General features: G+C 45.9%; 24 protein-coding genes and 1 tRNA gene. 4 read left to right on the forward strand and 21 right to left on the reverse strand.

Annotation, left to right across the window (positions count from 1 at the left end; genetic code table 11):
• Positions 1–43: 43 nt before the first annotated feature.
• From QUA16_RS17075 to QUA16_RS17095, 5 genes are all read right to left on the reverse strand, one after another.
• On the reverse strand, positions 44–1,600 hold the full coding sequence (locus QUA16_RS17075) for a PAS domain-containing sensor histidine kinase (protein WP_333104624.1): 1,557 nt from the start codon (positions 1,598–1,600) through the stop codon (positions 44–46).
• The gene (locus QUA16_RS17080; RefSeq protein ID WP_333104623.1) at positions 1,597–2,133 is read right to left on the reverse strand and encodes a Rab family GTPase; all 537 of its coding nucleotides are present in this window, start codon (positions 2,131–2,133) and stop codon (positions 1,597–1,599) included. Before QUA16_RS17080 ends, QUA16_RS17075 begins: the two co-directional genes overlap by 4 nt.
• 2 nt (positions 2,134–2,135) lie before the next feature.
• Complete coding sequence (locus QUA16_RS17085; protein ID WP_333104622.1) at positions 2,136–4,835, reverse strand: OmpA family protein; 2,700 nt, start codon at positions 4,833–4,835, stop codon at positions 2,136–2,138.
• A 6-nt stretch (positions 4,836–4,841) separates the two neighbouring features.
• Positions 4,842–5,450, reverse strand: coding sequence for a hypothetical protein (locus QUA16_RS17090; RefSeq protein ID WP_333104621.1), 609 nt, complete (start codon positions 5,448–5,450; stop codon positions 4,842–4,844).
• A 170-nt stretch (positions 5,451–5,620) separates the two neighbouring features.
• The gene (locus QUA16_RS17095; protein WP_333104619.1) at positions 5,621–5,833 is read right to left on the reverse strand and encodes a hypothetical protein; all 213 of its coding nucleotides are present in this window, start codon (positions 5,831–5,833) and stop codon (positions 5,621–5,623) included.
• A gap of 835 nt (positions 5,834–6,668) precedes the next feature.
• Between QUA16_RS17095 and alaS the strand changes: the two genes are divergently transcribed.
• Entirely contained in the window at positions 6,669–9,329 is a 2,661-nt protein-coding gene (gene alaS / locus QUA16_RS17100) for an alanine--tRNA ligase (protein WP_333104618.1), read from the forward strand.
• A gap of 201 nt (positions 9,330–9,530) precedes the next feature.
• Positions 9,531–9,857, forward strand: a complete 327-nt coding sequence (locus tag QUA16_RS17105) for a hypothetical protein (RefSeq protein WP_333181263.1) — start codon at positions 9,531–9,533, stop codon at positions 9,855–9,857.
• A gap of 169 nt (positions 9,858–10,026) precedes the next feature.
• Here the strand turns inward: QUA16_RS17105 and moeB are convergent, their stop codons facing one another.
• The 12 genes from moeB to QUA16_RS17165 form a co-directional block, all read right to left on the reverse strand.
• Positions 10,027–11,199: a molybdopterin-synthase adenylyltransferase MoeB gene (moeB, locus tag QUA16_RS17110; protein WP_333104615.1), complete on the reverse strand. Its 1,173-nt coding sequence runs from the start codon at positions 11,197–11,199 to the stop codon at positions 10,027–10,029.
• Between the two features lie 79 nt (positions 11,200–11,278).
• Positions 11,279–11,758, reverse strand: a complete 480-nt coding sequence (locus QUA16_RS17115) for a M67 family metallopeptidase (protein ID WP_333104614.1) — start codon at positions 11,756–11,758, stop codon at positions 11,279–11,281.
• A gap of 138 nt (positions 11,759–11,896) precedes the next feature.
• Positions 11,897–12,505, reverse strand: a complete 609-nt coding sequence (locus QUA16_RS17120) for a Uma2 family endonuclease (RefSeq protein WP_333104613.1) — start codon at positions 12,503–12,505, stop codon at positions 11,897–11,899.
• Between the two features lie 181 nt (positions 12,506–12,686).
• Positions 12,687–12,914 carry a ferredoxin family protein gene (locus tag QUA16_RS17125; RefSeq protein WP_333104612.1) on the reverse strand — a complete coding sequence of 76 codons (228 nt, stop codon included), beginning with the start codon at positions 12,912–12,914 and terminating at the stop codon, positions 12,687–12,689.
• 107 nt (positions 12,915–13,021) lie between these two features.
• Complete coding sequence (locus tag QUA16_RS17130) at positions 13,022–14,128, reverse strand: hypothetical protein (RefSeq protein ID WP_333104611.1); 1,107 nt, start codon at positions 14,126–14,128, stop codon at positions 13,022–13,024.
• Positions 14,129–14,143: 15 nt separating this feature from the next.
• Positions 14,144–15,523, reverse strand: coding sequence for an MBOAT family protein (locus QUA16_RS17135; protein ID WP_333104610.1), 1,380 nt, complete (start codon positions 15,521–15,523; stop codon positions 14,144–14,146).
• A gap of 229 nt (positions 15,524–15,752) precedes the next feature.
• Positions 15,753–16,988 carry an ATP phosphoribosyltransferase regulatory subunit gene (locus QUA16_RS17140; protein WP_333104609.1) on the reverse strand — a complete coding sequence of 412 codons (1,236 nt, stop codon included), beginning with the start codon at positions 16,986–16,988 and terminating at the stop codon, positions 15,753–15,755.
• A 448-nt stretch (positions 16,989–17,436) separates the two neighbouring features.
• Positions 17,437–18,339, reverse strand: coding sequence for a tetratricopeptide repeat protein (locus QUA16_RS17145; protein ID WP_333104608.1), 903 nt, complete (start codon positions 18,337–18,339; stop codon positions 17,437–17,439).
• 102 nt (positions 18,340–18,441) lie between these two features.
• On the reverse strand, positions 18,442–19,257 hold the full coding sequence (locus tag QUA16_RS17150; RefSeq protein WP_333104606.1) for an inositol monophosphatase family protein: 816 nt from the start codon (positions 19,255–19,257) through the stop codon (positions 18,442–18,444).
• Between the two features lie 73 nt (positions 19,258–19,330).
• Positions 19,331–19,453, reverse strand: coding sequence for a hypothetical protein (locus tag QUA16_RS17155; RefSeq protein ID WP_333181264.1), 123 nt, complete (start codon positions 19,451–19,453; stop codon positions 19,331–19,333).
• Positions 19,454–19,497: 44 nt separating this feature from the next.
• Positions 19,498–20,013: a thermonuclease family protein gene (locus QUA16_RS17160; RefSeq protein WP_333104605.1), complete on the reverse strand. Its 516-nt coding sequence runs from the start codon at positions 20,011–20,013 to the stop codon at positions 19,498–19,500.
• A gap of 34 nt (positions 20,014–20,047) precedes the next feature.
• Positions 20,048–20,416 carry a 2Fe-2S iron-sulfur cluster-binding protein gene (locus QUA16_RS17165; RefSeq protein ID WP_172186552.1) on the reverse strand — a complete coding sequence of 123 codons (369 nt, stop codon included), beginning with the start codon at positions 20,414–20,416 and terminating at the stop codon, positions 20,048–20,050.
• 214 nt (positions 20,417–20,630) lie between these two features.
• Between QUA16_RS17165 and QUA16_RS17170 the strand changes: the two genes are divergently transcribed.
• Positions 20,631–20,715 (forward strand) — tRNA-Ser (locus QUA16_RS17170).
• Between the two features lie 349 nt (positions 20,716–21,064).
• Here the strand turns inward: QUA16_RS17170 and QUA16_RS17175 are convergent.
• The 4 genes from QUA16_RS17175 to QUA16_RS17190 form a co-directional block, all read right to left on the reverse strand.
• Entirely contained in the window at positions 21,065–21,460 is a 396-nt protein-coding gene (locus tag QUA16_RS17175) for a transcriptional regulator (RefSeq protein ID WP_333104604.1), read from the reverse strand.
• Entirely contained in the window at positions 21,444–21,743 is a 300-nt protein-coding gene (locus tag QUA16_RS17180; RefSeq protein WP_265239314.1) for a type II toxin-antitoxin system HigB family toxin, read from the reverse strand. The genes QUA16_RS17175 and QUA16_RS17180 overlap by 17 nt, the downstream gene beginning before the upstream one ends.
• Before the next feature lie 89 nt (positions 21,744–21,832).
• Complete coding sequence (locus tag QUA16_RS17185) at positions 21,833–22,195, reverse strand: HEAT repeat domain-containing protein (RefSeq protein ID WP_333104602.1); 363 nt, start codon at positions 22,193–22,195, stop codon at positions 21,833–21,835.
• A gap of 97 nt (positions 22,196–22,292) precedes the next feature.
• The gene (locus QUA16_RS17190; protein WP_333104601.1) at positions 22,293–23,102 is read right to left on the reverse strand and encodes a pentapeptide repeat-containing protein; all 810 of its coding nucleotides are present in this window, start codon (positions 23,100–23,102) and stop codon (positions 22,293–22,295) included.
• A gap of 71 nt (positions 23,103–23,173) precedes the next feature.
• Here QUA16_RS17190 and QUA16_RS17195 point away from each other — a divergent pair, with 71 nt between their 5' ends.
• Positions 23,174–24,076, forward strand: a complete 903-nt coding sequence (locus QUA16_RS17195; protein WP_333104600.1) for a phosphodiester glycosidase family protein — start codon at positions 23,174–23,176, stop codon at positions 24,074–24,076.
• Positions 24,077–24,438 lie beyond the last annotated feature (362 nt).

The raw sequence follows: 24,438 nt of genomic DNA on the forward strand, positions 1-24,438 counted from the left end.
CTATGCCCGCGAGAGCACCTCATGTTACTGAGAAAGGCTATATTTATCTCTGTTTCTGAAATGGAATTCTGACTATAAAGGTAGTGCCTAACCCTATCTCGCTGGAAAATTCGATTTGACCTCCGTGCAAATCTACACACTGCTTGACTATGGATAAACCCAGTCCTGTACCGGGTATTTTTCCGACATTTTTGGCTCGATAATAAGATTCAAAGAGTTGTTCTTGGTCTTCGAGAGGAATGCCAATGCCTGCATCTTTAATTTTAAATATAGCTTCTTCATTATTCTGACAATTTAATTCAAAATAAATATGGCTGTCGAGGGGCGAATACTTGACAGCATTTGACAGCAAATTTGTCAATATGTGCCGCAGCAATTTTGGATCTAGTGCGGGCAACTGTTGCGTTTCCTGCGAGTCGCTATCATCTTTTTTCGCTGGCGTAACTAATTCTTGATAAATAAAGTTAATTGTATGATTTTTTCCATAACTAATTTTAATTGATTCTACTAACTCGCTGCAAAAATTTTTTAAGTCAACTGGTGCGGGATAGAATTCGAGTTTTCCTGCTTCGGCGCTGCTGAGCAACCGCACGTCATCTAATAGCTGAGCCATTTGTTGAGATGCTGATTTAACGTGTTGCAGGTATTGTTGTTTTTCCGCGTGGGTGATTTCGTCGCCGTAGTCTTGGAGGATTTTAGTAGCAAATAATACTGTACTTAAAGGATTGCCGAATTCGTGAGCAATCATCGAGAAAAAACGAGATTTTACCTGTCTGAGTTCTTGCTCTTTTGCCAAAGAGCCGCGAATTTCTATTTCTTGTTGTTTGCGTTCTGTGATGTCCCTGCCTATATAAATGAAATCGTAAAGTCCCTCTAATTCTGTCTGAATTGCCGAACAGGAAAATTCTACCCAAATTTCTTCTCCTGCTTTAGTAGTGCAGACTATTTCGAGTTCTCTACGCAGCTCTTTATGAGACAAAATATAGCGGTGGCGAGCTTGGTAAATTAAGGTTTCTTCTTCTACTATTAAAGACAGGGGGTTGCCGATAAATTCTGCTTCGCTGTACCCAAATAACCATTGGGCAGATTGATTGACTGTTTTGATCGTTCCTAATGTTGTTGTCACCAACAAAGCATCGCCCATCGAACGAATAACTTTATCTATATAATCTTTAGAAGCGGCTAAGGCACTAACCAAAAGATTAGCTTCATTCGCCCTCTGAATCAAGGATTGCTTCATTACCATCTTTTCGGTGGTATCTTCAATCAAAATTAGCAATTTACTTGGCACATCTTGTTGTTCCTCTTCATATTTGATAGCCAACATATCAAAGTATAAAGGGCGGTTCTGGTCTGCAAACCGAGCGATACCTTTGACTTCAAAACCAGGCAGCCGTCCCATAATGATAGACATGAGGATATTTTCAATGCCAATCAGTTCGGGAAAACTCAGGCGAGAATCTGCACCTGGTATCGCGTCGCCCGGAGTATCGGCATAATGCTGCAATTCGCCGGAGGTTTCCTGAATGATGAAATGGTGATTTACTAGAAAATACTGTGTTTGTCGCGGGCCCAACAGCTTTCTTAACAGGGGATTCATACTTTTTCTACCATTGTGTAAGCTAGTTTGTAGAAAATTTCGTCAACGTCTTTGCCTGTTTTAGCAGATGTCGTGCAAACTGCTATTACTTTGTCTTGACCTATCGCATGGGACATTTTCACTAGCAGCGCCAATTTTTCCTCGTCAATCAAGTCTACTTTGTTCAAAGCGACGATAATTGACCCTTTAGGGTTGACTGAAGAATAAAGCTGAATGTGTTCGGAGATTCGCTCAACTGTTTCGGATCGGCTGACATCGGCAACGATTAAAACGCCGCTAGCCCCCTGCAAGTAAGTCGGTGCTATTCCTTTGAATTTTGTATGCCCTTCTAAGTCCCAAATCAGCAACTGTGCAGTCACGTTTTCCCGCTCTTTTACGCCTTCTAATTCTACGTTTTTGCGGGAAATTTTTACTCCCACGGTGGAGAGGTATTGGTCGGTGAATTGCCGATCGACAAAACGGCGGATCAGGCTGGTTTTGCCCACACCAAAATCGCCGATCATACACATTTTTTTAGCTATAGTAACTGACATAATTATTTACTGTTTATGGTGTTAGTTATTGGTTCAAATACCACGCATCTGCTTAAAAGTCGCAGTTGATTGGGTTCCACGTCGGCAGGAGGATGGGGGATGCCAACCGTTTGGAGGCGCTTTGGGTCAGCACCCTGCCGCACTAAAGCATCTCGCACTGCTGCAGCACGCCTCAGCGACAACTGTTGATTTGTAGAAATTTCCCCAGTTCGATCGCTGTGTCCAATTATCTTAATATGTTTTTGAGGATATTGATCCATGAAATTTTTGACACTGGCGATCGTTTCTCCGTATGTTGAGTCTAATGTTGCCGTTCCTTGGTCGAAGTAGATGCGGGTTGTAATTTTCAGCGGATCTAATTTAATTGTGCTAATTACCGATTGAACACCGGGAATTTGCTTCAGGGACTGAGCTATTTTCTGTGCGTCTGCGCCGTCTCTAACGGTACCCTCTACAGTCACTTTACGATCGCCATACCGACTAGAAATAGAAACGCCCTCTCTCTGATTCAAAACAGCGGTAATCCGCTGCACCTCAGCCGCCGTCAAAACTGGATCGGGGGGGACATCTACAGCTATAATTCTATTATCTAATTGCAATTTGGGGGCAGTTGATGCGGCTATTTTTGCAGCTTGTGCCCGCAATTCTTGATTTGGCAACTTTCCGGTTAGCTTTAAAGTTTTGCCATCTACTGCAACATCTAAGCGGTAAACTGCTAATTCGGGAGTGGATGCTAAAGCTGCGATGGCATTTGCTTCGAGGCGGCGCTCAACGCTGCTGCGATACTGATAAATTCCCCAAGGTACTAAGATTAAGCTGAGGGTGGCTAAACTGATCGCCGCTAGGGCGATCGGGGGTTTTGTTGATTTTTCCGTTTGTAGCGGGTCGAATAAAGTTTTTATGCACGGGTGCAGCGACTCCGGTATAGTACCGGGGTCGCCATTAAACTCGTGAATTACTTTAGCATAATTAAGGATGAGATTACTAACTGTTTGCCGCAGTTTGTTGATGAACGACTGTGGCGGTTCTCCTTTAATCACGATGGCCATGTAGCAATATCCCGCTACTTCTAGCATAATTTTTGAGTCGCCGTATTCAATTTGATTTAGTTCGGAAACTTCTCCGGGCTGCACGATGCACTCATTAACAAAGCTGCGAATAGCGGTGAGCATTCCTGCTACCATTTCTGATTCTAACTGGTAGGTTTCTGAGTTTTGAACTTCGGAAATAATCAAGCCTGATGCTTTGTGAATTAAGAATGCTGCTTGGACGGTAAAGGGTACTGATTCTCTGAGGATTAATTCAGCTTCGGAGACTCCTTGTACTTTGGAGCGAATTTTGCGCTGAACTCCTTCGACGCTGAGGGCATTTGACACTTTTTCATTGATTGTCTTGATAGCTTCTGCCATGTATCGGGAAATTGTACTGCCAATTACGGGATAGAGCGCATCCACCATAGAGTCGCGTTCGAGTTCAATTTGGGCTGTAATCGCTTTGCCCATTTCCGGGGCGAGGGCTTGAGCGATCGACTCTTGGTCAAGGCGAATTTGCTCTTTAATTGCCAGACCGATTTCTGGGGCGATCGCCTTAGCAATATCCGCTGGCGAATTCACTATTTGTTGAGCAAGTGCGTCGGGAAGTAACTCAGCTATTGCCGCACTCATTGCCGACTTGTTTTCCTGAGTTTTTGCCCTAATCACTTCGTCAATAATGGGCACGATCGCCTTAACAACTTCTTCTCTGGAATCGGCCACTTTGCGGCTGAGAATTTCTGCGATCCAAGGCAACATCAACTCAATCAACTCTTGGGGCTCGTAGATTTGGTGCTCCAATTTTCCTAATTTATCGTCGATTGTTGCCATCAGGTGGCGCACCCCCGGCAAGTCGTTTTCTGCCAGAAGATTTTTGACTTGCTCGATATCCGACATTTTTGAGCCGAACATCAGATTTTGCAGCCTTTCCATCGCGCTGTCGGCTTCATTTAAATCCTGTTTAATTTGACCTAATATTTCTGCTGGCGGTTCTAGTAAGTTAGGGCTTTCTAGAGTCGAAGCCACCGCAGTATCTAAATATCCCGTTTCTGGTGGATCTGAGACTGTGGAAACTATGGGATTATGGGGAATTTCCGAGGGTTTTGACTCGGTTTCGGGAGGGGAAACATCTTGTAATTGCAGATCGAACTTGTGGGATTTTTGAGCCTGTACGTACTGTAGAGAATCTTTCATTGTCAAGTTAGACAATTCTTCGACAGGCTGTGATTCCTCCTCCAAATCCGGCTGGGCGATCGCGGAAACATCTATAGTTTTAGCTGAGGAATAGTCTTTTTCCAGTTCTGAAGTGTTGAGTTTGTGAGTAGCGAATAGCAAACTTTTGAACTCGTCTGCAACAGGCGGGGAATCGCCAGACTCCGGTTGGCGAGATCCAGTTTCGGGTACACTCGCTGCAACTTCCTCTGGCGCTTGCTCAGAAATACCTAACAAATCCATCAACCCGCCGAGGGCCCCAGCTTGATTATTGTCGCCACTGCTGTCACTTTCTGGCTCTGCATTTTGCTGGTTGGAACCAGCAAAAATTTTGAGATCGGCTAACAGATTCAGCAAGGGTTCTAGCTGGGTTGCTGCATCGGCAGCAGACTCGTCAGGTTGAGAAACAAAACCCTCTAACTCATTGTCGTCAGCCGGATTTTCTTTCGGTAAAGCCATGCGTTATTATCCGTGATGGTGGCGCTCCGGCAACAGAAATTCGTTATTTAACTTATTATCCCCAACGCCTTTAAGTTCGGGTACAAATTCTGTTCCTTTGAGCCTCATGCCGAGTTCAAACAGAATTTCTGCCATGTCGTCTCTAGAAACTTTAACATCTCTGAGCATAGAAAAGCGACGATCGAGCTCTTCAAAAACCTGTGTTTTCAAAGTGCGGGTTTCTTCAGATAGTCGCTCTCTGGTTTGGGAGAGTTCGTCGCGAAGCGAACTGGTTTGATTGTCTATAGCCTCGTCGAGGGCTTCCATGCTGCTGGAAAATTTGCGGTTAATGCGATCGACTTGCTGACGGATATCTGCGCTTTCTTCTTGGGTGTTTGAGGTGAGCGATTTAACTTTCTTTTCTAGCGCATCAACTGCAGCCCTCATTTCTCCTGAAAGAACTGTTCTTACTTGTTCGATGCGAGTTTGCATATCTTGCTGCATCATCGACAAGTCGGAATCTATTTTATCGAAGCGATTGTCGTATTCTCTAAGCTGCGCTCCAAAAATTATATCGCGAATCTGGTCGATATTTCCCAGCCGTTCGCGCATTTCTTCTTTAGTTATTTCGGCCATACTTTTACCTGGAATCTCCGGAAATTGTGAATTTAAGAACTGTGCTAGTGATTTACTACCGTTGTTGGTGGCACTAGCTTTTTTGAGTGGGCGGGCTTTTATTTTTTGAACTCTCACTCCTGCGTCGGGGATGGGATTTTTTAGGGTCTTGACTCTAAATATCCTGAGATTCAAATTTTTGAGCCTGGTCTTGTCACCAAAAATGGCGGTTTGCTATCCTTGCCTTGCACCAAGCTCACAGAAGCGTAGACTTTGCTGCTATAGATCACAGCGCGGTAGATTTTAATGTCTTCTACTGACATCCTCAAGGATATCGCATCTTGACGGTGGCTCATACCACAGCGCTTGAGTCCCGGCAAAAAGCGGGCGGGCTTGCTCCACATCCCATTATATATAATATAGCGGTTCTCAGATAAATGAGGTATACAGAAACCCTGTATTGTCAAGCTTTCCAGGTCAAAATTCGTACCTCACCTTTTTGAGAAAGGCTATATATAACTCAAAAGCTGCACCGATAGCTCGCCGATCGGCTCCCAGGGATGTTGCTTTTGACCAGAAAGCACTTATACAGTCGAACTCTGCCCTCTCTCCCCCTCGAACCCTCTCCTGACGCGATCGCCCTCTAAAAATTCATAGGGCCCGATCGACAGCGACCAGACCCAATAATATGAGAACTTTGTTTTTTCTAACAAACGAGATGTGTTTCCGGTGGAGAACTGTTACTTACTAGGGTTTACAACTTGTGCAGCTTTACTTTTAATCCGCTACCACAATAAGTCTGACTCGACTGCGGTTTGGCTTGACTGCGCGATCGGCAGTTCGCCACTATTCCAAGTTGTGTTCGGTTAATTTCTGCTGCGCCTGGGAATCTAGACCGGAGACACCATGCCTATATCCTCGAACTTTCTTTCTAAATATAGCGACCTCCTTTCTCTTTCTGTCCCGGTGTCTATTATTAAGTTAGCATGGCCTTTCGGAGGAGTAAAGCACTATTTGCAAAACTTGATAGGTCTTTACATTACTAAGTATAATGATATGAATCTCCAAATAGATGTAAGTTAGCACTCACGCACTCCGAACAAAGAAACCGGGTTGTTTCACCGAGATTGAGGATTTTAAGCAAGTATTTTGGTTGAAAAACCCGGTTCCTGGACACCCGTGCGTAAGTCCTATAAATTCTATTGTTGCTACATCTTTACATACTTAACAGTTCTTGTCATGTCTATTTCTCCTAAGTTTCTCAGTGGCAGCCAAATCCGCCAAACATTCCTCGACTTTTATGCCCAGCGGGGACATAAAATCTTGCCGAGTGCTTCTTTGGTACCCGAAGATCCGACTGTGTTGCTGACGATCGCCGGAATGCTACAATTCAAGCCGATATTTCTCGGACAGCGCACCGCCGAATCACCGCGCGCCACGACTTCTCAAAAGTGCATCCGCACCAACGACATCGAAAACGTCGGCCGCACCGCCCGCCACCACACGTTTTTTGAAATGTTGGGTAACTTCAGTTTCGGGGATTATTTCAAGAAACAGGCGATCGCCTGGGCTTGGGAACTTTCCACCGAAGTTTTCGGTTTACCGGCGTCGAATTTGGTTGTTAGTGTTTTCCGAGAAGATGACGAAGCTTTTGCGATTTGGCGCGATGAAATTGGCATTCCGGGCGATCGGATTCAACGCATGGGAGAAGATGACAATTTCTGGCAATCCGGCCCGACTGGCCCCTGTGGCCCGTGTTCCGAGATTTACTATGATTTTCACCCAGAAAGAGGCGACAAGATTGACCTCGAAGATGATACCAGGTTTATTGAATTCTACAACCTGGTTTTCATGCAGTACAATAAAGATGCAGAGGGCAATTTAACACCGCTGCAAAATCAAAATATTGATACTGGCATGGGACTGGAACGGATGGCGCAAATCCTCCAGAAAGTTCCCAATAATTACGAAACAGATTTGATTTTTCCGATCATTCAATCGGCGGCGGAAATTGCCGGGATTGATTACCACAATAGCGATGAAAAAGTCAAGGTTTCGCTGAAAGTAATTGGCGATCATATTCGGGCTGTGGTACACATGATTGCGGACGAAATTCGCGCGTCGAATGTTGGTCGGGGTTACATTTTGCGCCGGTTGATTCGCCGGGTGGTGCGCCACGGGCGACTGATTGGAATTCAAGGCGAATTTACGGTGCGGGTGGCTGAAAGTGCGATCGCCCTTTCGGAAGCTGCTTATCCGAATGTGCGGCAGCGGGAAGCTCAAATTAAGGCGGAATTGGCAAGGGAAGAGGCGCAGTTTCTCAAGACTTTGGAACGCGGAGAGAAGCTGCTGGAGGAAATTGTCGATCGCACAAAACAGCAAACCAACCAACAAATCAGCGGTAAAGATGCTTTCACTCTTTACGATACCTACGGTTTCCCCTTAGAACTGACTCAAGAAATTGCTGAGGAACAGGGAATTACTGTGGATTTGGACGGCTTTGAAGCGGCGATGAAGGAACAGCAAATTCGCGCTAAAGATGCTCGCCAAACAATCGATTTGACCGTGCAGGGTTCTTTAGATAAGTTGGCTGAAACTATCCAAGGAACTGAGTTTGTTGGTTATGCTGAATTGTCGAGTTTAGCTGAGGTGGAAGTTATCTTGGTTGACGGCAAATCTGTGGAGGAAGCAGCCGCAGGCACTGAGGTACAAGTTGTTTTGAACCAAACGCCGTTTTATGCTGAATCCGGCGGACAAATTGGGGATAAAGGTTATTTGAATGGCAGCATTCAGGGAGAGAATGGTGATGGTTTGTTAGTAAGAGTTGATGATGTGAAGAAGGAATCGGATTTCTTCGTGCATTTCGGCTTTGTGGAACGGGGAACCCTGAGAGTGGGCGATAGTATTACTGCGAAAATTGACAACAGCAGCCGCCGCCGAATTCAGGCTAACCACACAGCAACTCACTTATTACAATCAGCTTTGCGAAAAATTGTGGACGATTCGATTTCGCAAGCTGGTTCGCTGGTATCCTCTGAGAGATTGCGGTTTGATTTCAATTCTCCGCGCGCTGTCACAGCAGAAGAGTTGCAGAAAATTGAGGATTTAGTTAATAGTTGGATTGCTGAGGCGCACGCTGCGGTCGTTGCAGAAATGCCGATCGCCCAAGCGAGGGAAAAAGGCGCAACTGCGATGTTTGGCGAGAAGTACGGCGATGTGGTGCGGGTTATCGATTTTCCCGGCGTTTCGATGGAATTGTGCGGCGGGACTCACGTCAGCAATACCGCAGAAATCGGGCTGTTTAAGATTGTTTCCGAAGCGGGGGTAGCGGCGGGAACTCGCAGGATTGAAGCGGTTTCCGGCCAAGCTGTTTTGGACTATTTGAATGTGCGCGATAAGGTGGTGCGCGATTTGGGCGATCGATTTAAGGCGAAGCCTGAAGAATTGCCGAACCGGATTACTAATTTGCAGAATGAGTTGAAGGATACTCAGAAACATTTGGCTGCTGTGAAGTCGGAATTGGCGATCGCGAAATCCGACCAGTTGCTGAGTGCGGCGGAGGATCTCGGCGAATTCAAAATCATTGTAGCTCAATTGGGTGATGTGGATACAGAAGCGCTGAAAACTGCGGCGGAAAGATTGCAGCAAAAGTTAGGAAATGCTGCGGTTGTTTTGGCATCAATTCCTGAACCGGACAAGGTAAGTTTGGTGGCTGCTTTTAGTCCTGAAGTTAATAAGAAAGGATTGCAAGCTGGCAAGTTTATCGGGGGAATTGCTCAAATTTGCGGCGGAAAAGGCGGCGGGCGACCTAATTTGGCGCAAGCTGGGGGACGCGATGCAAGTAAGTTGCAGGAAGCGTTGGAAAGTGCTCGCAATTTGTTAGTTGAAGGGTTGGGTTAATTACTCGTATCAGGTGATTTATGGGAAACTGTAGGGGCGGGTTCACCAACCATAATCGTCAATAATCGACAATCTCGAAAACCCGCCCCCACCCAACCATAAATCACCATGTACATGGTGCTCCTAGGGGCGGGTTCACCAACCATAATCGTCAATAATCGACAATCTCGAAAACCCGCCCCCACCCAACCATAAATCACCATGTACATGGTGCTCCTAGGGGCGGGTTCACCAACCATAATCGTCAATAATCGACAATCTCGAAAACCCGCCCCCACCCAGCGAAAAATACCAACCTACATTTTCCGATGCGATGCAAATTCCAGGTTGATGTGGGCGATCGGTGGTGGGGGGCGGGTTTATCTAGATTGTTGGTATTCGTTAGATATTGTTGGTGGAACCCGCCCCTACAAAATCTGGGTAAAAGTATTGTACAAAAATCCCTGGTTTTTCCCCCGCAATAAATGTACAATATCCCAAACATGGATAGTGCATCGAAAGGGCGATCGCATTTTATCAAGTAGCTAGTGAAGTTTACACCCGCCCTGCTTTCCCGCAACAATGGGCGATGACTCAAAATAATTTGGCAAATGCTTACAAAGATAGAATCAAAGGAGAACGGGGTGAGAATACAGTTGCCGCCGCCATAATCCCGGTTCCGGGCGGGCCAATCACCCGCCCCAGAAAAAGATTAGCCTTAATATTGAGGTACAGACGGGTCTACTTCTTCACTCCAAGCAGTAATTCCGCCCTTAACATTAATCCCCTCAATTCCAGCTTCCTTCAAAATCCCCAAAGCCTTCGCAGAACGTCCGCCCATTTTGCAGTGTGCAATCAAGCGGTGGCCGTTCAACAATTCCTTGACCTTAGCGACACCTGCGCCCTGTTCGATATCCGGCAAAGGAACCAAAACCGACCCAGGAATTTGACAAATTTGATACTCATTGGGATTCCGAACATCCAACAATACAAAATCCTTCGCACCGCTGTCGATTAACTCTTTAAGTTCTGCGACAGTCATCTCAGGAATTTGCGTTTGCTGATTTGCTTCCTGCGCTTTAGCTTGAGGAATGCCGCAGAATTGTTCGTAATCGATTAACTTTTCAATTACCGGGCGCACTGGATTTGGCCGCAGTTTCAATTGCCGGAACGTCATATCTAAGGCATTGTAAAGCAACAGTCTGCCGCTCAAAGTAGTGCCTTGACCCAAGATAATTTTGATAGCTTCCGTTGCTTGGATAGAACCGACAACTCCGCACAAAACGCCTAAAACGCCGCCTTCTGCACAAGAAGGAACCATCCCAGGAGGCGGGGGCTCCGGGTACAAATCGCGATAATTCGGGCCACCTTCGTAGTTGAAAACTGTTGCTTGCCCTTCAAATCGGAAGATGGAACCGTAGACGTTGGGCTTGTTTAAAAGCACGCAAACGTCGTTCATCAAATAGCGAGTAGGGAAGTTGTCCGTCCCGTCGATGATGATATCGTAAGGAGTCGCAATGTCGATCGCATTTTCGGAACTAACGCGAGTTTCGTACAAATCAACTTGACAAAAAGGATTAATTTCTAAAATCCGATTTTTAGCCGACTCAATCTTCGGTTTCCCAACCCAAGAAGTGCCGTGAATTACTTGCCGCTGCAAATTAGAATGGTCTACAACATCAAAGTCTACAATCCCAATGCGGCCAACACCGGCGGCTGCTAAATACAGCAGCAGCGGCGAACCGAGGCCTCCCGTACCGATGCAGAGCACGCTGGCAGCTTTGAGACGCTTCTGCCCATCCAATCCAACTTCTGGCAGGATCAGGTGGCGAGAGTAGCGTTCGTATTCTTGTTTGTTGAGCTGGATCTCCTCCAGATTAGGATTTAGCATGATATTGTGTGTAGCGCAGATTTTGAATTACATCCTATCTGAATCTTTCGCATTTTTACCTGTTTGTTATTTTTACTAATTATTTCTTAATCTCAGTCGGTTCCACTAGGCGAATTTCCTCTGCTTGAAAGTTCCCCTCTCCGTCAAGACTCCAACTGCGGATGTCTTCCCAACAGCCTTGTCGGACGGACACAATAATATAAGAGTATTGGGCCCAGGCCAATGTCCGATCGCACTCTGAGGGCACTGCGGGAGAATCCGTGTGAGAATGATATATACCGATAATATCCAGAGTGCGATCGCGCCCATGTTTCATCGCCCGCAACATATCTTCGGGCTTAATAGCATACCTGCGTCGTTCTGTCAATCCTTTTTCTTCCGGCCAATTCTCCTCTGCTTCCGCACTCCAAGCATTCTCCGTCTGCCAAACTTCTACCAAAGTTTTAACATCGCCAGTAACTCGACCGAGCAACAAACCGCAGCATTCTTCAGGATAAGCGCTTTCGGCGTGGGTACGCATGGATAAAATGTGAGAGTCGGAAAGTGCGATCGGCTGCATAGGATTTTATTGTAGATTTTATTGTAGATTTTATTGTAAAGTGCGATTAAGAGCGGGATAACTACGCTTCACGGGCTTTTTTTAAATTGTGGAACAGGCATCTTGCCTGTTCAATACTGGCTTTTCGGGAGATGTCTATTAATTTGAGGTTGGTGTAGCTGCTTGCAAAACAGTTCTATAAGCAATAACAGATTCAGTTTGGTTAACATATCCTACATATTGACTCAATACAGAAAAGTCTAACTCAGGCAAAAATTCACTGCGGGAAATTAACTCATAACCCGACTCCCGCAAGTGGTAAATAGAAAATTGATCGTTAGCCCAAAACCAGACTTCAGGAACTTGCAAACCGCGATAGACTTCTAGTTTGTCAACTCCACCGCTACTTAGAGCAATTTCGATCGCAATATCAGGGATTTCTGCAAGTGCACCCAAGCAGTAACACTCATCTGGTTCCGCACCCCGTCTCACAGCTTCGCGGCGAAATGTAGCACTACCGTAACCGTTGAGATTAATTAGCCTTTCAACTGCATAGGTTTCTATCAACCGGGCAATAATTGTTTTAAGCCTTTCATGTTCTGGCGAAGTCGTCATAATAATTTCTAACGTTCCTTCCAAGTACGTCATTCTGGGAAATTCATCGACAAACATATCGGAAAGTTGTTCGTATTGCTTCCAAGTCACATCATATAGAATTATGCGCTGTTCAGTCGCTGGATCGAGAGTTTTGGGATCTAAAAGTAGCATAACTAATTACCTGCACTTAAGATATCTCAACGTTAGATTTTTTCGTTTTTTCTCCACTTCTTCTCTGTGTCCTCTGCGGCCTCTGCGGTTCATTAAAAAAGTTCCTATATAAATTTAACGAACCGCGAAGACGCTTATGACACAAAGGAAGAGAAAAGAAGGGGAAAAAGAGTTAATTCAATTAAGAAGGAGTTTGCTGCAACTGGGGCCGCTCATCTGGAACGATCGCACCTTCGACAGGGCACACCTGCAAACAAATGCCGCAGTCAATACAGGTATCAAAATCAATCCAAAACCAATCAGTACCCTTGACATTTTTGCCTGGGCCGGGGTGAATGCAAGCAACGGGACAAGCGCCGACGCAATCAGCAATTCCTTCGCAAATATTCGTAACAATAGTGTGTGCCATAGTGTTCTCACTTCTTCAAATTTGGTGGACGAACTAGAAATAACTTTTCACTTGGAGTGGAATCTAAAGCCTCAGTTTTTCTTCTAATTTCACATTGAAAACCGACGTTACCGAGGTTGATTCGATTTGCCAAGCAGCCCGAACAAATCTTCAGCCACAACTTTGTGACCGTCTTTGTCAAGGTGAACCGTATCAAATTTAATATACATCGGGGCAAAACGACTCTCTTTTTGAGCAATTTGCGATCGCCCGCGGCGCACTCCTTGAGTAGAATCGACATAGGGTAAACCAAGAGACTTACTAATTTCCCCAAGTCGCTTACCCGCATCAATAGTCAGCCGCTGTCTAGGTACTTGCTGTTCGTTATCAGAAAAACCGTCAAAAGCCATAAACCGAGTAGGCAAGTAAACTACAGCCAAAGAGCGACCGTCAGCAGCAACAGAGTCCCGGAGTACGCTCAAATCCGTCTCGAATTGCTTCCAAGCACGTTCGGCGACATCGTTCGGCAAATCTGCCTGCTGCCAACCCAAGGCTAGGGTTGCGCCCAAAGGAACATCCGGTTTCACGTTGTTGTTTGCCAAACCCAGGAAGTACAAGCATTTTTGGGAGTTGATTTTCAGCCAAGACGGGGTAGCGAGAATTTTGAACTGGTTTTTCAGACCCGCCAGCTTGGATTTGGCAATTGGCTCCAGATAAGGGTTTGCAGGCACTGATTTGTCATCGCGACGAAACCAGTTCATCGAGACCAAGTTGTTATCTACCGCCAGTACCACTAAATCTGGCTGGTACTGAGACCACAGGTTGCGGTAAACCGTGTTGATTTCCTTGAGTGAATAACCCTCTAGAGCGCTATTGATGTAGGTTGCCTTAGTACCGTTTTTCTGAAAAATAGTTGCTAGCTGAGCTGGCCAAGTATCTTCAGCAGCAATCCCAGTACCGAAGGTGGTTGAATCTCCCATTCCCAGGATTCGCAATTCGCCTGAAGCTTTTTTAATCGGCACCACAGGGCCACGATTGCCGGGACTGCTAACGGCGATGGGATGACCGCCTGTGAATTCCCGATCGAAAACATTATTGGTATACTCACGAGCAGTCACTTGCAGGAGTCCTTCTAATAATACAACTGCCAACAATACCTTCGACAAATCCAGAGCAATGTAGCGAACTGTGGTTTTTAAATTTGCAATGGCCTTGTCATTAAATATCTGACTCATAATTTTTCAAGCCGATTAGAACTGGAAGTAAAGGAAATTTGAACTTGAGGCACCGGCGAAGGTAAACATCAGCGCGATCGCCATTGCATAAGTAATCCACTTGAGCGAATTTGGGTGGTTTTGTGTCCAACTCATCCATTTTTGCTTCAAATCCCACCATTCAACTAGCAGAAGTGTTGCCATGTAGAACAGCGGCCGATAGTCAAGAGGTATCCGCCCGTCAGCAAAGGTCAATATCCGCTGCAATACTACAATGGCACTGTCCAAATTCGATGCCCGGAAGAATATCCAAGAAGTACATATTAGAAACAAGGTAATCAGCCAGCGGATTACATAGTTCATTTTAGAAGTTGGCTTAGATGAAAGTTTAGTTGCTCGTTCAATGGAGAGCATTGCTCCTTGCAAACCTCCCCAAACAACCCAGTTCCATCCAGCACCGTGCCAGAGGCCTCCCAGCAACATGGTAATCATTAGGTTCGCGTAAGTGCGGAGATTGCCGCCCCGATTCCCGCCTAGAGGAATGTAGAGGTAGTCGCGCAACCAATTTGACAGCGAAATGTGCCACCTGCGCCAGAAATCAGTAATGCTATAGGCTAAATAAGGTTTCTCAAAATTTTTCGGCAGTTCAATTCCCAATAGGCGAGCCGAACCGATCGCAATATCTGAATAACCCGAAAAGTCACAGTAGACTTGAACGGTATAAGCTAATGTACCCAGCACAAGCCCCAGCCCGGAAACATTTTCAGGACTGGCGAAAACTTCGTTAGCTATTGGTGCGATCGAATCAGCTACATAAACTTTTTTCAGCATCCCCCAGAGAATCTGGGCAATACCGCTGCGGATCGCAATCCAGTCTACCGATGACTCACAGGCAAACTGGGGCATGAGAACCTCGGCGCGGACGATCGGCCCAGCCAGCAGGCTAGGGAAGAAAATCACGTACAGCGCTACGTCGAGGATTGACTTTTGAGCCTTGGTAACGCCCTTGTAGACATCGACTATGTAGCTAATTGTTGAGAACGTGTAAAAAGAAATACCTAGAGGTAATAGCAGGTTCAGTTGAGGCCAAAGCCTAAATCCCAACAGCGAATAACTCGAATCTAAAAAGAAGTTTGCGTACTTGAACACAAACAAAGTGCTAATAACTACAGCCAGAAAAGTAATTAAGGCCGTAGTTCGGTTTCTCTGTTGAGTCGAATCGTCGATGATTCGAGCTGTTTTATAAGCCAGCAGGGTATAGCCAACCATTAAAATTGAGTATGGTACGCTCCAAGCCCAATAAAAACAGTAGCTAGCCAATAGCAAAAACCAACGTCGGTAGTGCGGTGTCAGTAAGTAATACACATACACCACAACTACCAGGAATCCTAAAAACAGTGTGGAGTTAAACAGCATTTTTTACTTTTACTCTTCAACTGGAAACTAACGCTCACAATGCTACCACGAACTAAAACCGATAGAGGATCTTACTCAGGGATGCCGAAACCTGGTTTTTGTATCGAAAAACACCATTACAGCCATAAATTTAGGGTAAAAAATCAGTTTTATTAAGTTTTTTGTACAAGGTCTGTTAGAGCCACGGCTCCTCTAATAAGTCGGGGCTCTGGGTGTTCTCTAGCAGCTCTTAATTTACCGTTTCAATTGTTGGCAATCCTTCGGCATTTACCCAAGCAATTTGAGCAATTCGTCGATCGCGCGCGTATTCCCGCGCCGACTCTGCTGTCTCCCGACTCTCCAAATCTATTTCTACCCGAACTAGGTGAGTAGAGTCTCGGAGTTTGCGAGCGTAAGCAAACGCGGCGGCACTAGCTTCAGGAGTTTGAGCCACAACCAACCAGTCGCTAGCTGGCGTCTCCGTGGGCAACTGCCCCTCTGTCAGCAAAACTTGGTGCAAATCTTCAATATTCAGACAAAACCCGATGCCGGGGGAATTTTGCCCTTGGGGGTCGAACAGTCCCAACAGTTGGTCGTAGCGTCCCCCTTGTCCTAAAACTCGCTGTCCTGTCTTGCTACTGCTGACAACTTCAAACACAATTCCAGTGTAGTAGTCAAATGTTTGAATTAAACTCAAATCGAGGTGAATGTGAGATTTGAGATTGGGAATTTTTGACTGGCATTGGTGCAGCAATTCGATCGCCGATTTGAGATTATTTAACGCGGCTTGCTGCGGCAAATCTAAATCCAGCTTGGCAACAATTGGCAACACCTCTTCTGGGCGACCGCGCAAGTCAAATAATAGCAGTGCTCTTTCTCGCAATTCGGTTGACAGCGGCAAAGTTTCCAAGGCAATTCGATCGAGATTGGCGATCGCCCCCCGAACTTTTTGGCGCACGTTTGGCGGAAACGGTTCTAGCAATGTTGCAGTCAAGCCCGCTTCTCCCAAAACCAAATGCCAGTCATCAATTTCCAAGCTCTGCAAGCACTCAGACAGCAGCAGCAGCACTTCCGCATCCGCAACCGCCCCCCCCGCGCCGAGCAGCTCTACCCCAGCTTGATAGAACTCCTGTTGCCCGCCTGAGCCAGTATCTGGGCCTTTGCGGAACACGTTGGCGTTGTAGTAGAGGCGCTGAGGCTGCCAGCGAGTCCCGGCCATCCGCATTGCAGCCGCGCGGGCGATGGATGCTGTCAATTCCGGCCGCAAACCCAGTTCTCCATCCTCGGCGTCTTGCAATTGAATTAAGGTCGATCGGTCGATCGCGCCCCCAGCCATCAAAGTTTCCAGCCTTTCTAGAGTAGAGGTAATAATCCGGTGATAGCCCCAGCGGTGAAAAACCTGCTGTAAGCGCCGTTCGATCGAAATTTTTTGAGCAACGTCAAGGGGCAATAAATCTCTTGCACCCGATGGGGGTTGGTGAACCATATCAATTTTAGATTTTAGACTTTAGATTTTAGATGGGGCTTAGAAGCTTAGCTTTATGGACGGTGTTCAAGTCTAACGAGGCTAGCTTAACATTCGACTTTAACAAATTAAGGTGTCATATTAATTTGAGATTTTAGGTTTTAGATTGCGCCCAGAAGCTTAGCTTTAGGGGAGGCTGTTAAAGTCGAACCAGGCAAGCTTAACATTCGACTTTAACAAATTAAGGCGTCATATCGTTTTCTTTTGCATCGGAATAATTATTTTCCCCGTCAGTGCGATCGTCCCGTTCTTCCTGGAGCACCGGCGATCGCGGGACGATCGCACTGATGGTATAATTCCGATGTCACCGCATTTGATCTCACCAAGTCTTGATTTTTTGCTCTAGCTCACTCCACTGCTGAGCAGTTCACCCGTTTCTAAATATTCAAGACTCACAAATCACAACTTCTCACTTCTTCTTCCCGCCAAACAAACTTGCAAAAAATCCTGGTTTCTCGTCACCTTTTTTGGCTTTTGCGGCAGCTTGTTCCAGCTTTTTCTTAACCTCCAAAGCCGTCGGTTCTTCAGGATTTGATGCCAAAGCTTTGTTCATCTCAAGTTTAGCCATTGTGGCTTGATTTTGTTCAAGGTAACACATTGCTAACATAGCGTGAGCCTTGCTGTGTTTTGGGGCGTTCTTCAGGGCTTCCCTCAACTCCAAACTTGCTTTAGCGTAATTTTTGCTGTCCATAAATCCTTGAGCTCGGCGGCAATAGGCTTCGATCCGCGGGTCATCTTTGGGCGGGGGTAGATTTGGGGGTAGATTTGGGGTTGGGGTTGGAATTGGGGTTGGGGGAATTGGGGTTGGGGGTGGTGGCGGGGTTGCAATGCCAATGCGCTCTTTTCGCAGCAAGTAAACCATGTTAAGTTCGCTAATTTGATCGATCGCCTCTTGCGTTTCCTTAACTGATTCGTACTGCTTGAGAGCGAGTTTGCTAACTGCTGTTTTGTACGCTTCTTCCCAATCTTTAGCGGTAGCTAACTGTTTGGCTGCTTCGCTTTCAATTTGCATTTTCGCCTGTTCTTTAACGACGCGCTTGCCGATGGCTGCTAATAGCAGGCTGTATTCTTTGCGATCGCTTTCCTTAGAGAATTTGTTGTAAGCCGGATTGACTACTTTTGACAAAAATTGGTTAGCCCAATCTTTATCGGCTTGGCTTTCAAAAGAGCAAGTATCCGAATGCAACCGGCGGGCGATTTTCATGTAGCGCTTGCGGATGTCGTTAAACTCGGCGTCTAAGGGAATTCCCAAAATTGCGTGCTGATCAGTAAAGTCATACTTGAACAGCCCTTTTGTCATTTCAAAAGACATAACTTTTACTCTTCCTTTCCTGGCTTTTCACTATTCTTTAATGTAGCTTGAGTCAAGGGGTTCTGACCCCCGTACTACCCCCGATCTCTTGCTGCGGGTAGATTACCCCCAGGAAGATAACGGAGGAACTGCTAGCAGTGCGCCACTGAGTTCGGCGTGTATTTTGCCGTTTGTTGCCAAAATCCGACCTGAGTTCATCTCAAAGGTACTGCCGTCATAAGCTGTAATTTGACCTCCGGCTTCGGAGACGATGACTACACCTGCTGCTACGTCCCAAGGGGCGAGTCCCCGTTCCCAGTATCCGTCCGATCGCCCCATCGCGAGGTGTGCGAGGTCTAGGGATGCGGAACCGCTGCGTCGCACGCCTTGGGTGAGGTGGGTGAGGTGACAGAATTCGGCATAGTTATTGTCTGCTGTTTCGCGCCTATCGTATGCAAAGCCAGTGACTAGCAAGCTGGTTCTCAATTCTGAGATTTGGGAAACTTCGATCGGCGATCGGTTGCAGGTTGCTCCCAATCCTTTGCCTGCCCGAAACAATTCATTATGAAAAGGGTCGTAAATTACTCCTATTTGTGGTATGCCGTCGATTAAAAGTCCGATCGACACGGCCCAAAAAGGATATTGGTGAGCATAATTGGTTGTGCCGTCCAAAGGGTCGATCGCCCACAGGTATTTGCTGCTGGCATCCCCTAATTTGCCGGATTCTTCGGCGAGGATGGCGTGGTCGGGTACGTGGCGGCCGAGAATTTCTAAAATGACGGCTTCTGAGGCTTTATCGGCTTCTGTGACTAAATCGCCCGATCGGCCTTTTTCTTGAATTTTTTCTAATTTTCCGCAGAAAGATTGCAGGACGGAACCGGCGGCTAGGGCTGCTTCGGTGGCTATTTCTAAGAAGTTTTGCAGTTGATTGTCTGTCATTTGTTAGTTGTTAGTTGTCAGTTGTCACTTGTCAGTTGTCAGTTGTTAGTTGTTAGTTGTCAGTTGTCAGTTGTCAGTTGTCAACAATTCCCAACTGACCGAAAGCATCCACGATACCCGCCACGTGATTCATCCGTCCAGAAATAAAAACCTGTACCCGATGAAACTTGCCGAACGTATTTATCGGTGGGGTCAATGCTTCAATCTAAAATCTAAAATCTAAAATCTAAAATCGATTGACTATTTCCGATTTTGCTGGCGGAATTCTGCAGGAGTTTGGCGCAAAGCTCGTTCTGGATTCCACAAGCCTTTACCCATGAGTCTCGCCCATTCTTGAGCGTTCACGAGTCGCTGCTGGTATTTGGTGTTGGGCGATCGCGCTGAGGCCAGGGCATAACCTTCTTTGACTAGCAGTTCGTTGAGCAAAATTTTATCTTGCCACAAGTAGGCTAGTTTGCGATCGAACCGGTCTTTCTGTTCGATGTCTGATTCTAACAATACCTGTTTTCCCCCAGTTAGCTGTTCTAGTCTTTGTTTGGCTGCTTCTCCCCAAGGCTGCTGTTTTAAATCCGGCGCATCAATACCAATCAGCCTGATTTGTTCTAATAAGGCTATTTTGTCGGCTGTACTGATAACTTCGATTGTTTGGCCGCTGATGGCCCTTTCTACTTTGGCGATCGTACCTTGGGGAATTTCTGGTTTTTGGCAGCTAGCTAACAACAGACAAAGGGCGATCGCACATAATCGATAAAGCATGGATAATTGGTAGTTGATTATTTATCAAATTGCCTCACTCTTCATCCAACGGCAAACCGGCTTTAACTTTACCTTTGCCGAAGTAGCGGCCGAACTGCAGTTCGTACACTTCGTCTTCGTCTTGCGTCTCTACCTCGATGTTGGAACGGGGATAGCTGACGCACAGCAGGGCATAACCCTCTTTTTGCAGTTCCACCGAAAGCCCCATTGCTTCTGGCTGGTGCAGTTCCCCCGACTTGACGCGCACCGCACAGGCGGTACAAGCGCCGTTGCGGCAGGAAAATGGCAATTCTACTCCTTGGTTTTCCGCGCTTTGCAGGATGTAGCGGTCTTCGGGTACTCGCACGGTGTGGCGATCGCCTGTCTGTCTGTTATGAATTTTAATTGTGTAAGAGTGAGTCATGGAATTTTAGATTTTAGATTTTAGATTTTAGATTGGGGTTTGGCGGGCAAACTCCTTTAGATGAAGGGGTTTGCGACACAGCTAGGAGAATCCAAGCCCGCTCGTTTGACACCCTACCCACATTAAACAGTAAATTTATGCCGTTACCCCTTCCCAAATCAGATTTGTTCTGCTAATATAGTTTAGCTGTGGCTAAATGAATGAATTTAGCCCTGGAGAGGTGGCCGAGCGGTTGAAGGCGCACGCCTGGAAAGTGTGTTTAGGGCAACTTAACGAGGGTTCGAATCCCTCCCTCTCCGTTAAACAAGCTGTTTAGGCAAAAAAAACAGCTTGCCAAAAAAATCTCTGATCTGAGATAAGTAGTAGGACACAATTAATTACACAAAAATTTGGGCTACAAGCCTTGTCTAGTAAAAAATCAGCAAAAAATCAGTGTGTAATTAATTCTGTCCAATTACTTAAATACTTTGATTAGAGCGATCGCCCTTGAATTCTTTTAGAAAAATCAAGGGCGATCGCTTTTCTAGGGTCAGATGCCTCTGGCATGGGCATCGGGCATCGGGCATGGGTAATAGTTAGTGGTTACTGGTTAGTAGTTTTTCTAATCACAAATAACCAATGCCCTATTCCCAATGCCCAATTTCCAAATTAAATGAACAAGCTAGGTGAGATTTTAAAATAATCGCCTAGTGCCTTAGCTTGTGCCTTGCTAATCGCTCTTTTCCCATTGACAACCTCAGACACCACACCGCTCGATCCAATGATACCTACCAAGTCCGCTTGACGGGTGCCGCTGGATTCCATGATGTGTTGCAAAATCTCATGAGGCTCCGATTCGATCGGATAATTTTCTGTCTCATAAACTTCAATGAGCGTTACTAACAACTTGTATAAAACTCTCTCCTCTGGAGTGAGGTTTTTAGCGAAGGTTAGCCGTTCTGCCACTGCCAGGAAGCGATTGTATTCCTCTTCGGTTTCGATCGCCTTGGGAGCAATTTCTGCAAGCAAGTTGCTATAAGTTGCTCGATCAAAAGTAAGTATCATTTTTCCATTTGTCTTTGTCGTATTCAGCATGGGTTAGGAAATATTTGTAGAAAATAGTTTGAGCCTCGTAGTTGATGCCGACAATCAGGCGATACTTGTTGCCTTTGATATTAAAGACGGTGAAGTTTCCTACTGCTTCGGCATCCCGGAACTCCTTGCGAACCTCCTCCAAATTCTGCCATTTTGCATTCTTGAATTTTTTATGCAAGGTATCAATTTCAGTTTTGACATCGGGATACTGGGCCGCATCATTACGGAGGTTGGAGATCGAGATTAGGTGCATGGGTTTTTGGTTGGTGTCTTTTTTTGTTTGGCATCGATTGCTTTGATCCTTGACTACTATGCTTATCCTCTCATTTTGAGAGGAAATTGTCAAGCCCGATCGAGTAAAAATTCTTTAACCCACTCCAAGTGGGTTTTGTTTGTGTAGGCGCGGTTGGAAACCGCAGGCTTTGTGTTTAATCCCACTCTTCCTCCCCCGACTTGATCCTCATCGTGTAAAAAAGCTTCTAGCAGCGTGGTTCGGGCGATCGCCTCGCAAATCAGAGTCAGCGTTTTAGCAGAGGCTCTACGCACGACAGGGTTGCGGTGATGTGCGAGAGCTTCCAGCAAAAAAAAAGTTGCAAGTTTGCCAATTGAGCCGACAGTTTCGGCTAAACTCAGCCTCACCATTCCCTGCGAATCTCCCATACATTCGACCATCTTTTTGAGCAGTTGGCTGTCGTTGGGATTCAAATTTTAGACGACCATTTGCTCCCTCACCGTTTGCAGCAAAGCGTCGCTTTCTGCTGGCTCAATTGCTGTTTGAATATCAGTCGGGTAATTTTAGATTTTAAATTTTAGATTTTAGATTGAGGTAATTTATATCGAACTTAGCATCAGCGAGGTTTGCCCCTCTGAACGAAGTACCCTCAGCATTTCCAATCTCTCTAACAAGCGCCGAGAAAGACACAAACGCAAACCAAAGATACAGCAGCGACAGAAAACCGAAACACATACCCCAAAACAGTTTGTGAGTGCTCAGAAAAGCGCTCGCCGTTGCACTGAACAAAAAAGCCGCCGCGTAAGTCGCCACACTTCCAGCCGATGCGATCGCCACCTGTGAAAATTGGCTACGAATCCGGGAATTCACAAAAAACATTAACACCCCGCCGATCGACATTCCAGCAAGAGCAGCCTGGGAATTATTATTAGTTGCAGTGCCAGCATAGAAAAATCCCAGCAAAGCTCCTGATAGAATAGCAGAAATTGTTCGTGCCAATCTACCCGCTTTTGAGGTTTTTGGCTGTTTGCTGGCGATCGCCGAAGCGAAGCCAGCAGCGCTCAAAACCCCGTACAGCAACAGAACAAAAGGCCAACTGCCAGAGCCCGGTAATTGTCCTTGAGTTCCCAAAATCAGTCGAGTCAGAACATCGCCCACAACCAAACAAATCGCGATCGCCCCAGCACTCAAAACAGCTATCTGTCGCCGAGAAAGCCCGATTTTCGCACCGATAAAATTCGCACCCGCTAACTGAGCATTTCTAAAATTGCAGCCTCGAACATCCGCACCGCTGAAATCAGCACCGTTAAGAACTTGTCCTTGGAACGATCGATTTCGTAAAATTTGATTGCTAAAATTATTGGAACCCGAATACTTCATATTAGTACAGGATGCTTGAAAATATATAAATCTGTCAGTTTTCCCCTCCCCGATCTCAAATCTAAAATGGTATGAATTATCGACCCACGATCAAACCAATTTGGCATATTCTCGGTCTCGGAATATTGCTCGCACCAATACTACTCTACAACATTCCCTACTTTTTGCGTCCCCAACAAACAAACGAAGCCCGATCGCTCTTTCAGGGAATAGCCTACCGCAGGGAATTTCGGACTAATCCGCGTCCCACCCTAATTCACATTGTTAGCATCGACCTAAAAGCGCCGGGAATAGGAATTTTTGTCACTCCCGGAAACCCAACACCCGATTTAACAGAAACCAATGCCCGCACCGCTACTGAATTCCTGAAAGAATTTAAATTGCAATTAGCAGTCAACGGCAATTTTTTTTATCCCTGCATCGAGGAAGCACCTTGGGATTACTATCCCCGCAGTGGCGATCGAGTAAATAATGTCGGACACGCCATTGCCAAAAGCCAAGCTTATTCTCAACCACATTCAGGCTTTCCCGCCCTTTGTTTTGATGCCAAAAACCGCGCTCAAATAATCGAAAACGGTACTTGTCCTGCGGGAACAGCCTATGCAGTTGCCGGAGATACTTTGCTGGTAAAAAATGGCCAACCCGTAGCACAAAGCCAGAAAGAACGCACACAGGATAAACCCTATCCCCGTGCCGTCGCGGCGATCGACAAAACAGGCGACAAGTTGTGGTTAATTCTGGCAGACGGCAAGCAGAGGCTTTACAGTGAAGGGCTGAAATTGAGCGAAATAACTCATATTTCGATGCAGTTGGGAGCTGAGACAGTGCTAAATTTAGATGGTGGCGGGTCGGTAACTTTTGCAGTAGCATCGCCGTCAGGAGCGAAACTGTTGAATGCTCCGATTCAGAATAAAATACCCATGCAGGAACGTCCAATTTCCAATCATTTAGGATTTTATGCGCGGGATAATTAGGGTTTTAAACTGCGCTTTTTTCTCCGAAATTAGAGGTTAAAAATGATTAGATTCTGCACTGCGTCCCAGCCGCTGCTTGTAAAAAAGCGGCTATTAAAACCTATTCAAAAAAAATCTATAATGCCTCATCATACTCAAATAAATAGGGTATTGATTGCCTTTATTACTAATCCAAAATTTCGCTTAAATAACCACAAAATTTCTTGTTCAGCAGTAAATTTTTTTTAAATCTGCCCAAAATCCGGGAATAATTGCTAAGATTGTAAAGAAACGTAACAAAAAATATATAGGACTTACGCATTGACAAAAAATATCATCTATGTATTCTAGACAATGCCATGACTGAATCGGTTTGCCAAAAT

Source organism: Microcoleus sp. S13_C3 (genome assembly GCF_036700905.1).
GTDB lineage: Bacteria > Cyanobacteriota > Cyanobacteriia > Cyanobacteriales > Microcoleaceae > Microcoleus.

Excerpts from the sequence above, each read along its gene's own strand:
- QUA16_RS17140 (WP_333104609.1), bottom strand. The coding sequence starts at position 16,988 with ATGGTTCACCAACCCCCATCGGGTGCAAGAGATTTATTGCCCCTTGAC.
- QUA16_RS17090 (WP_333104621.1), bottom strand. The coding sequence starts at position 5,450 with ATGGCCGAAATAACTAAAGAAGAAATGCGCGAACGGCTGGGAAATATC.
- QUA16_RS17095 (WP_333104619.1), bottom strand. The coding sequence starts at position 5,833 with ATGTGGAGCAAGCCCGCCCGCTTTTTGCCGGGACTCAAGCGCTGTGGT.
- QUA16_RS17175 (WP_333104604.1), bottom strand. The coding sequence starts at position 21,460 with ATGATACTTACTTTTGATCGAGCAACTTATAGCAACTTGCTTGCAGAA.
- QUA16_RS17120 (WP_333104613.1), bottom strand. The coding sequence starts at position 12,505 with ATGCTACTTTTAGATCCCAAAACTCTCGATCCAGCGACTGAACAGCGC.
- QUA16_RS17075 (WP_333104624.1), bottom strand. The coding sequence starts at position 1,600 with ATGAATCCCCTGTTAAGAAAGCTGTTGGGCCCGCGACAAACACAGTAT.
- QUA16_RS17135 (WP_333104610.1), bottom strand. The coding sequence starts at position 15,523 with ATGCTGTTTAACTCCACACTGTTTTTAGGATTCCTGGTAGTTGTGGTG.
- QUA16_RS17145 (WP_333104608.1), bottom strand. The coding sequence starts at position 18,339 with ATGTCTTTTGAAATGACAAAAGGGCTGTTCAAGTATGACTTTACTGAT.
- QUA16_RS17125 (WP_333104612.1), bottom strand. The coding sequence starts at position 12,914 with ATGGCACACACTATTGTTACGAATATTTGCGAAGGAATTGCTGATTGC.
- QUA16_RS17180 (WP_265239314.1), bottom strand. The coding sequence starts at position 21,743 with ATGCACCTAATCTCGATCTCCAACCTCCGTAATGATGCGGCCCAGTAT.
- QUA16_RS17115 (WP_333104614.1), bottom strand. The coding sequence starts at position 11,758 with ATGCAGCCGATCGCACTTTCCGACTCTCACATTTTATCCATGCGTACC.
- QUA16_RS17085 (WP_333104622.1), bottom strand. The coding sequence starts at position 4,835 with ATGGCTTTACCGAAAGAAAATCCGGCTGACGACAATGAGTTAGAGGGT.
- QUA16_RS17130 (WP_333104611.1), bottom strand. The coding sequence starts at position 14,128 with ATGAGTCAGATATTTAATGACAAGGCCATTGCAAATTTAAAAACCACA.
- QUA16_RS17165 (WP_172186552.1), bottom strand. The coding sequence starts at position 20,416 with ATGACTCACTCTTACACAATTAAAATTCATAACAGACAGACAGGCGAT.
- QUA16_RS17195 (WP_333104600.1), top strand. The coding sequence starts at position 23,174 with ATGAATTATCGACCCACGATCAAACCAATTTGGCATATTCTCGGTCTC.
- QUA16_RS17190 (WP_333104601.1), bottom strand. The coding sequence starts at position 23,102 with ATGAAGTATTCGGGTTCCAATAATTTTAGCAATCAAATTTTACGAAAT.
- moeB (WP_333104615.1), bottom strand. The coding sequence starts at position 11,199 with ATGCTAAATCCTAATCTGGAGGAGATCCAGCTCAACAAACAAGAATAC.
- QUA16_RS17080 (WP_333104623.1), bottom strand. The coding sequence starts at position 2,133 with ATGTCAGTTACTATAGCTAAAAAAATGTGTATGATCGGCGATTTTGGT.
- alaS (WP_333104618.1), top strand. The coding sequence starts at position 6,669 with ATGTCTATTTCTCCTAAGTTTCTCAGTGGCAGCCAAATCCGCCAAACA.
- QUA16_RS17160 (WP_333104605.1), bottom strand. The coding sequence starts at position 20,013 with ATGCTTTATCGATTATGTGCGATCGCCCTTTGTCTGTTGTTAGCTAGC.
- QUA16_RS17105 (WP_333181263.1), top strand. The coding sequence starts at position 9,531 with ATGTACATGGTGCTCCTAGGGGCGGGTTCACCAACCATAATCGTCAAT.
- QUA16_RS17150 (WP_333104606.1), bottom strand. The coding sequence starts at position 19,257 with ATGACAGACAATCAACTGCAAAACTTCTTAGAAATAGCCACCGAAGCA.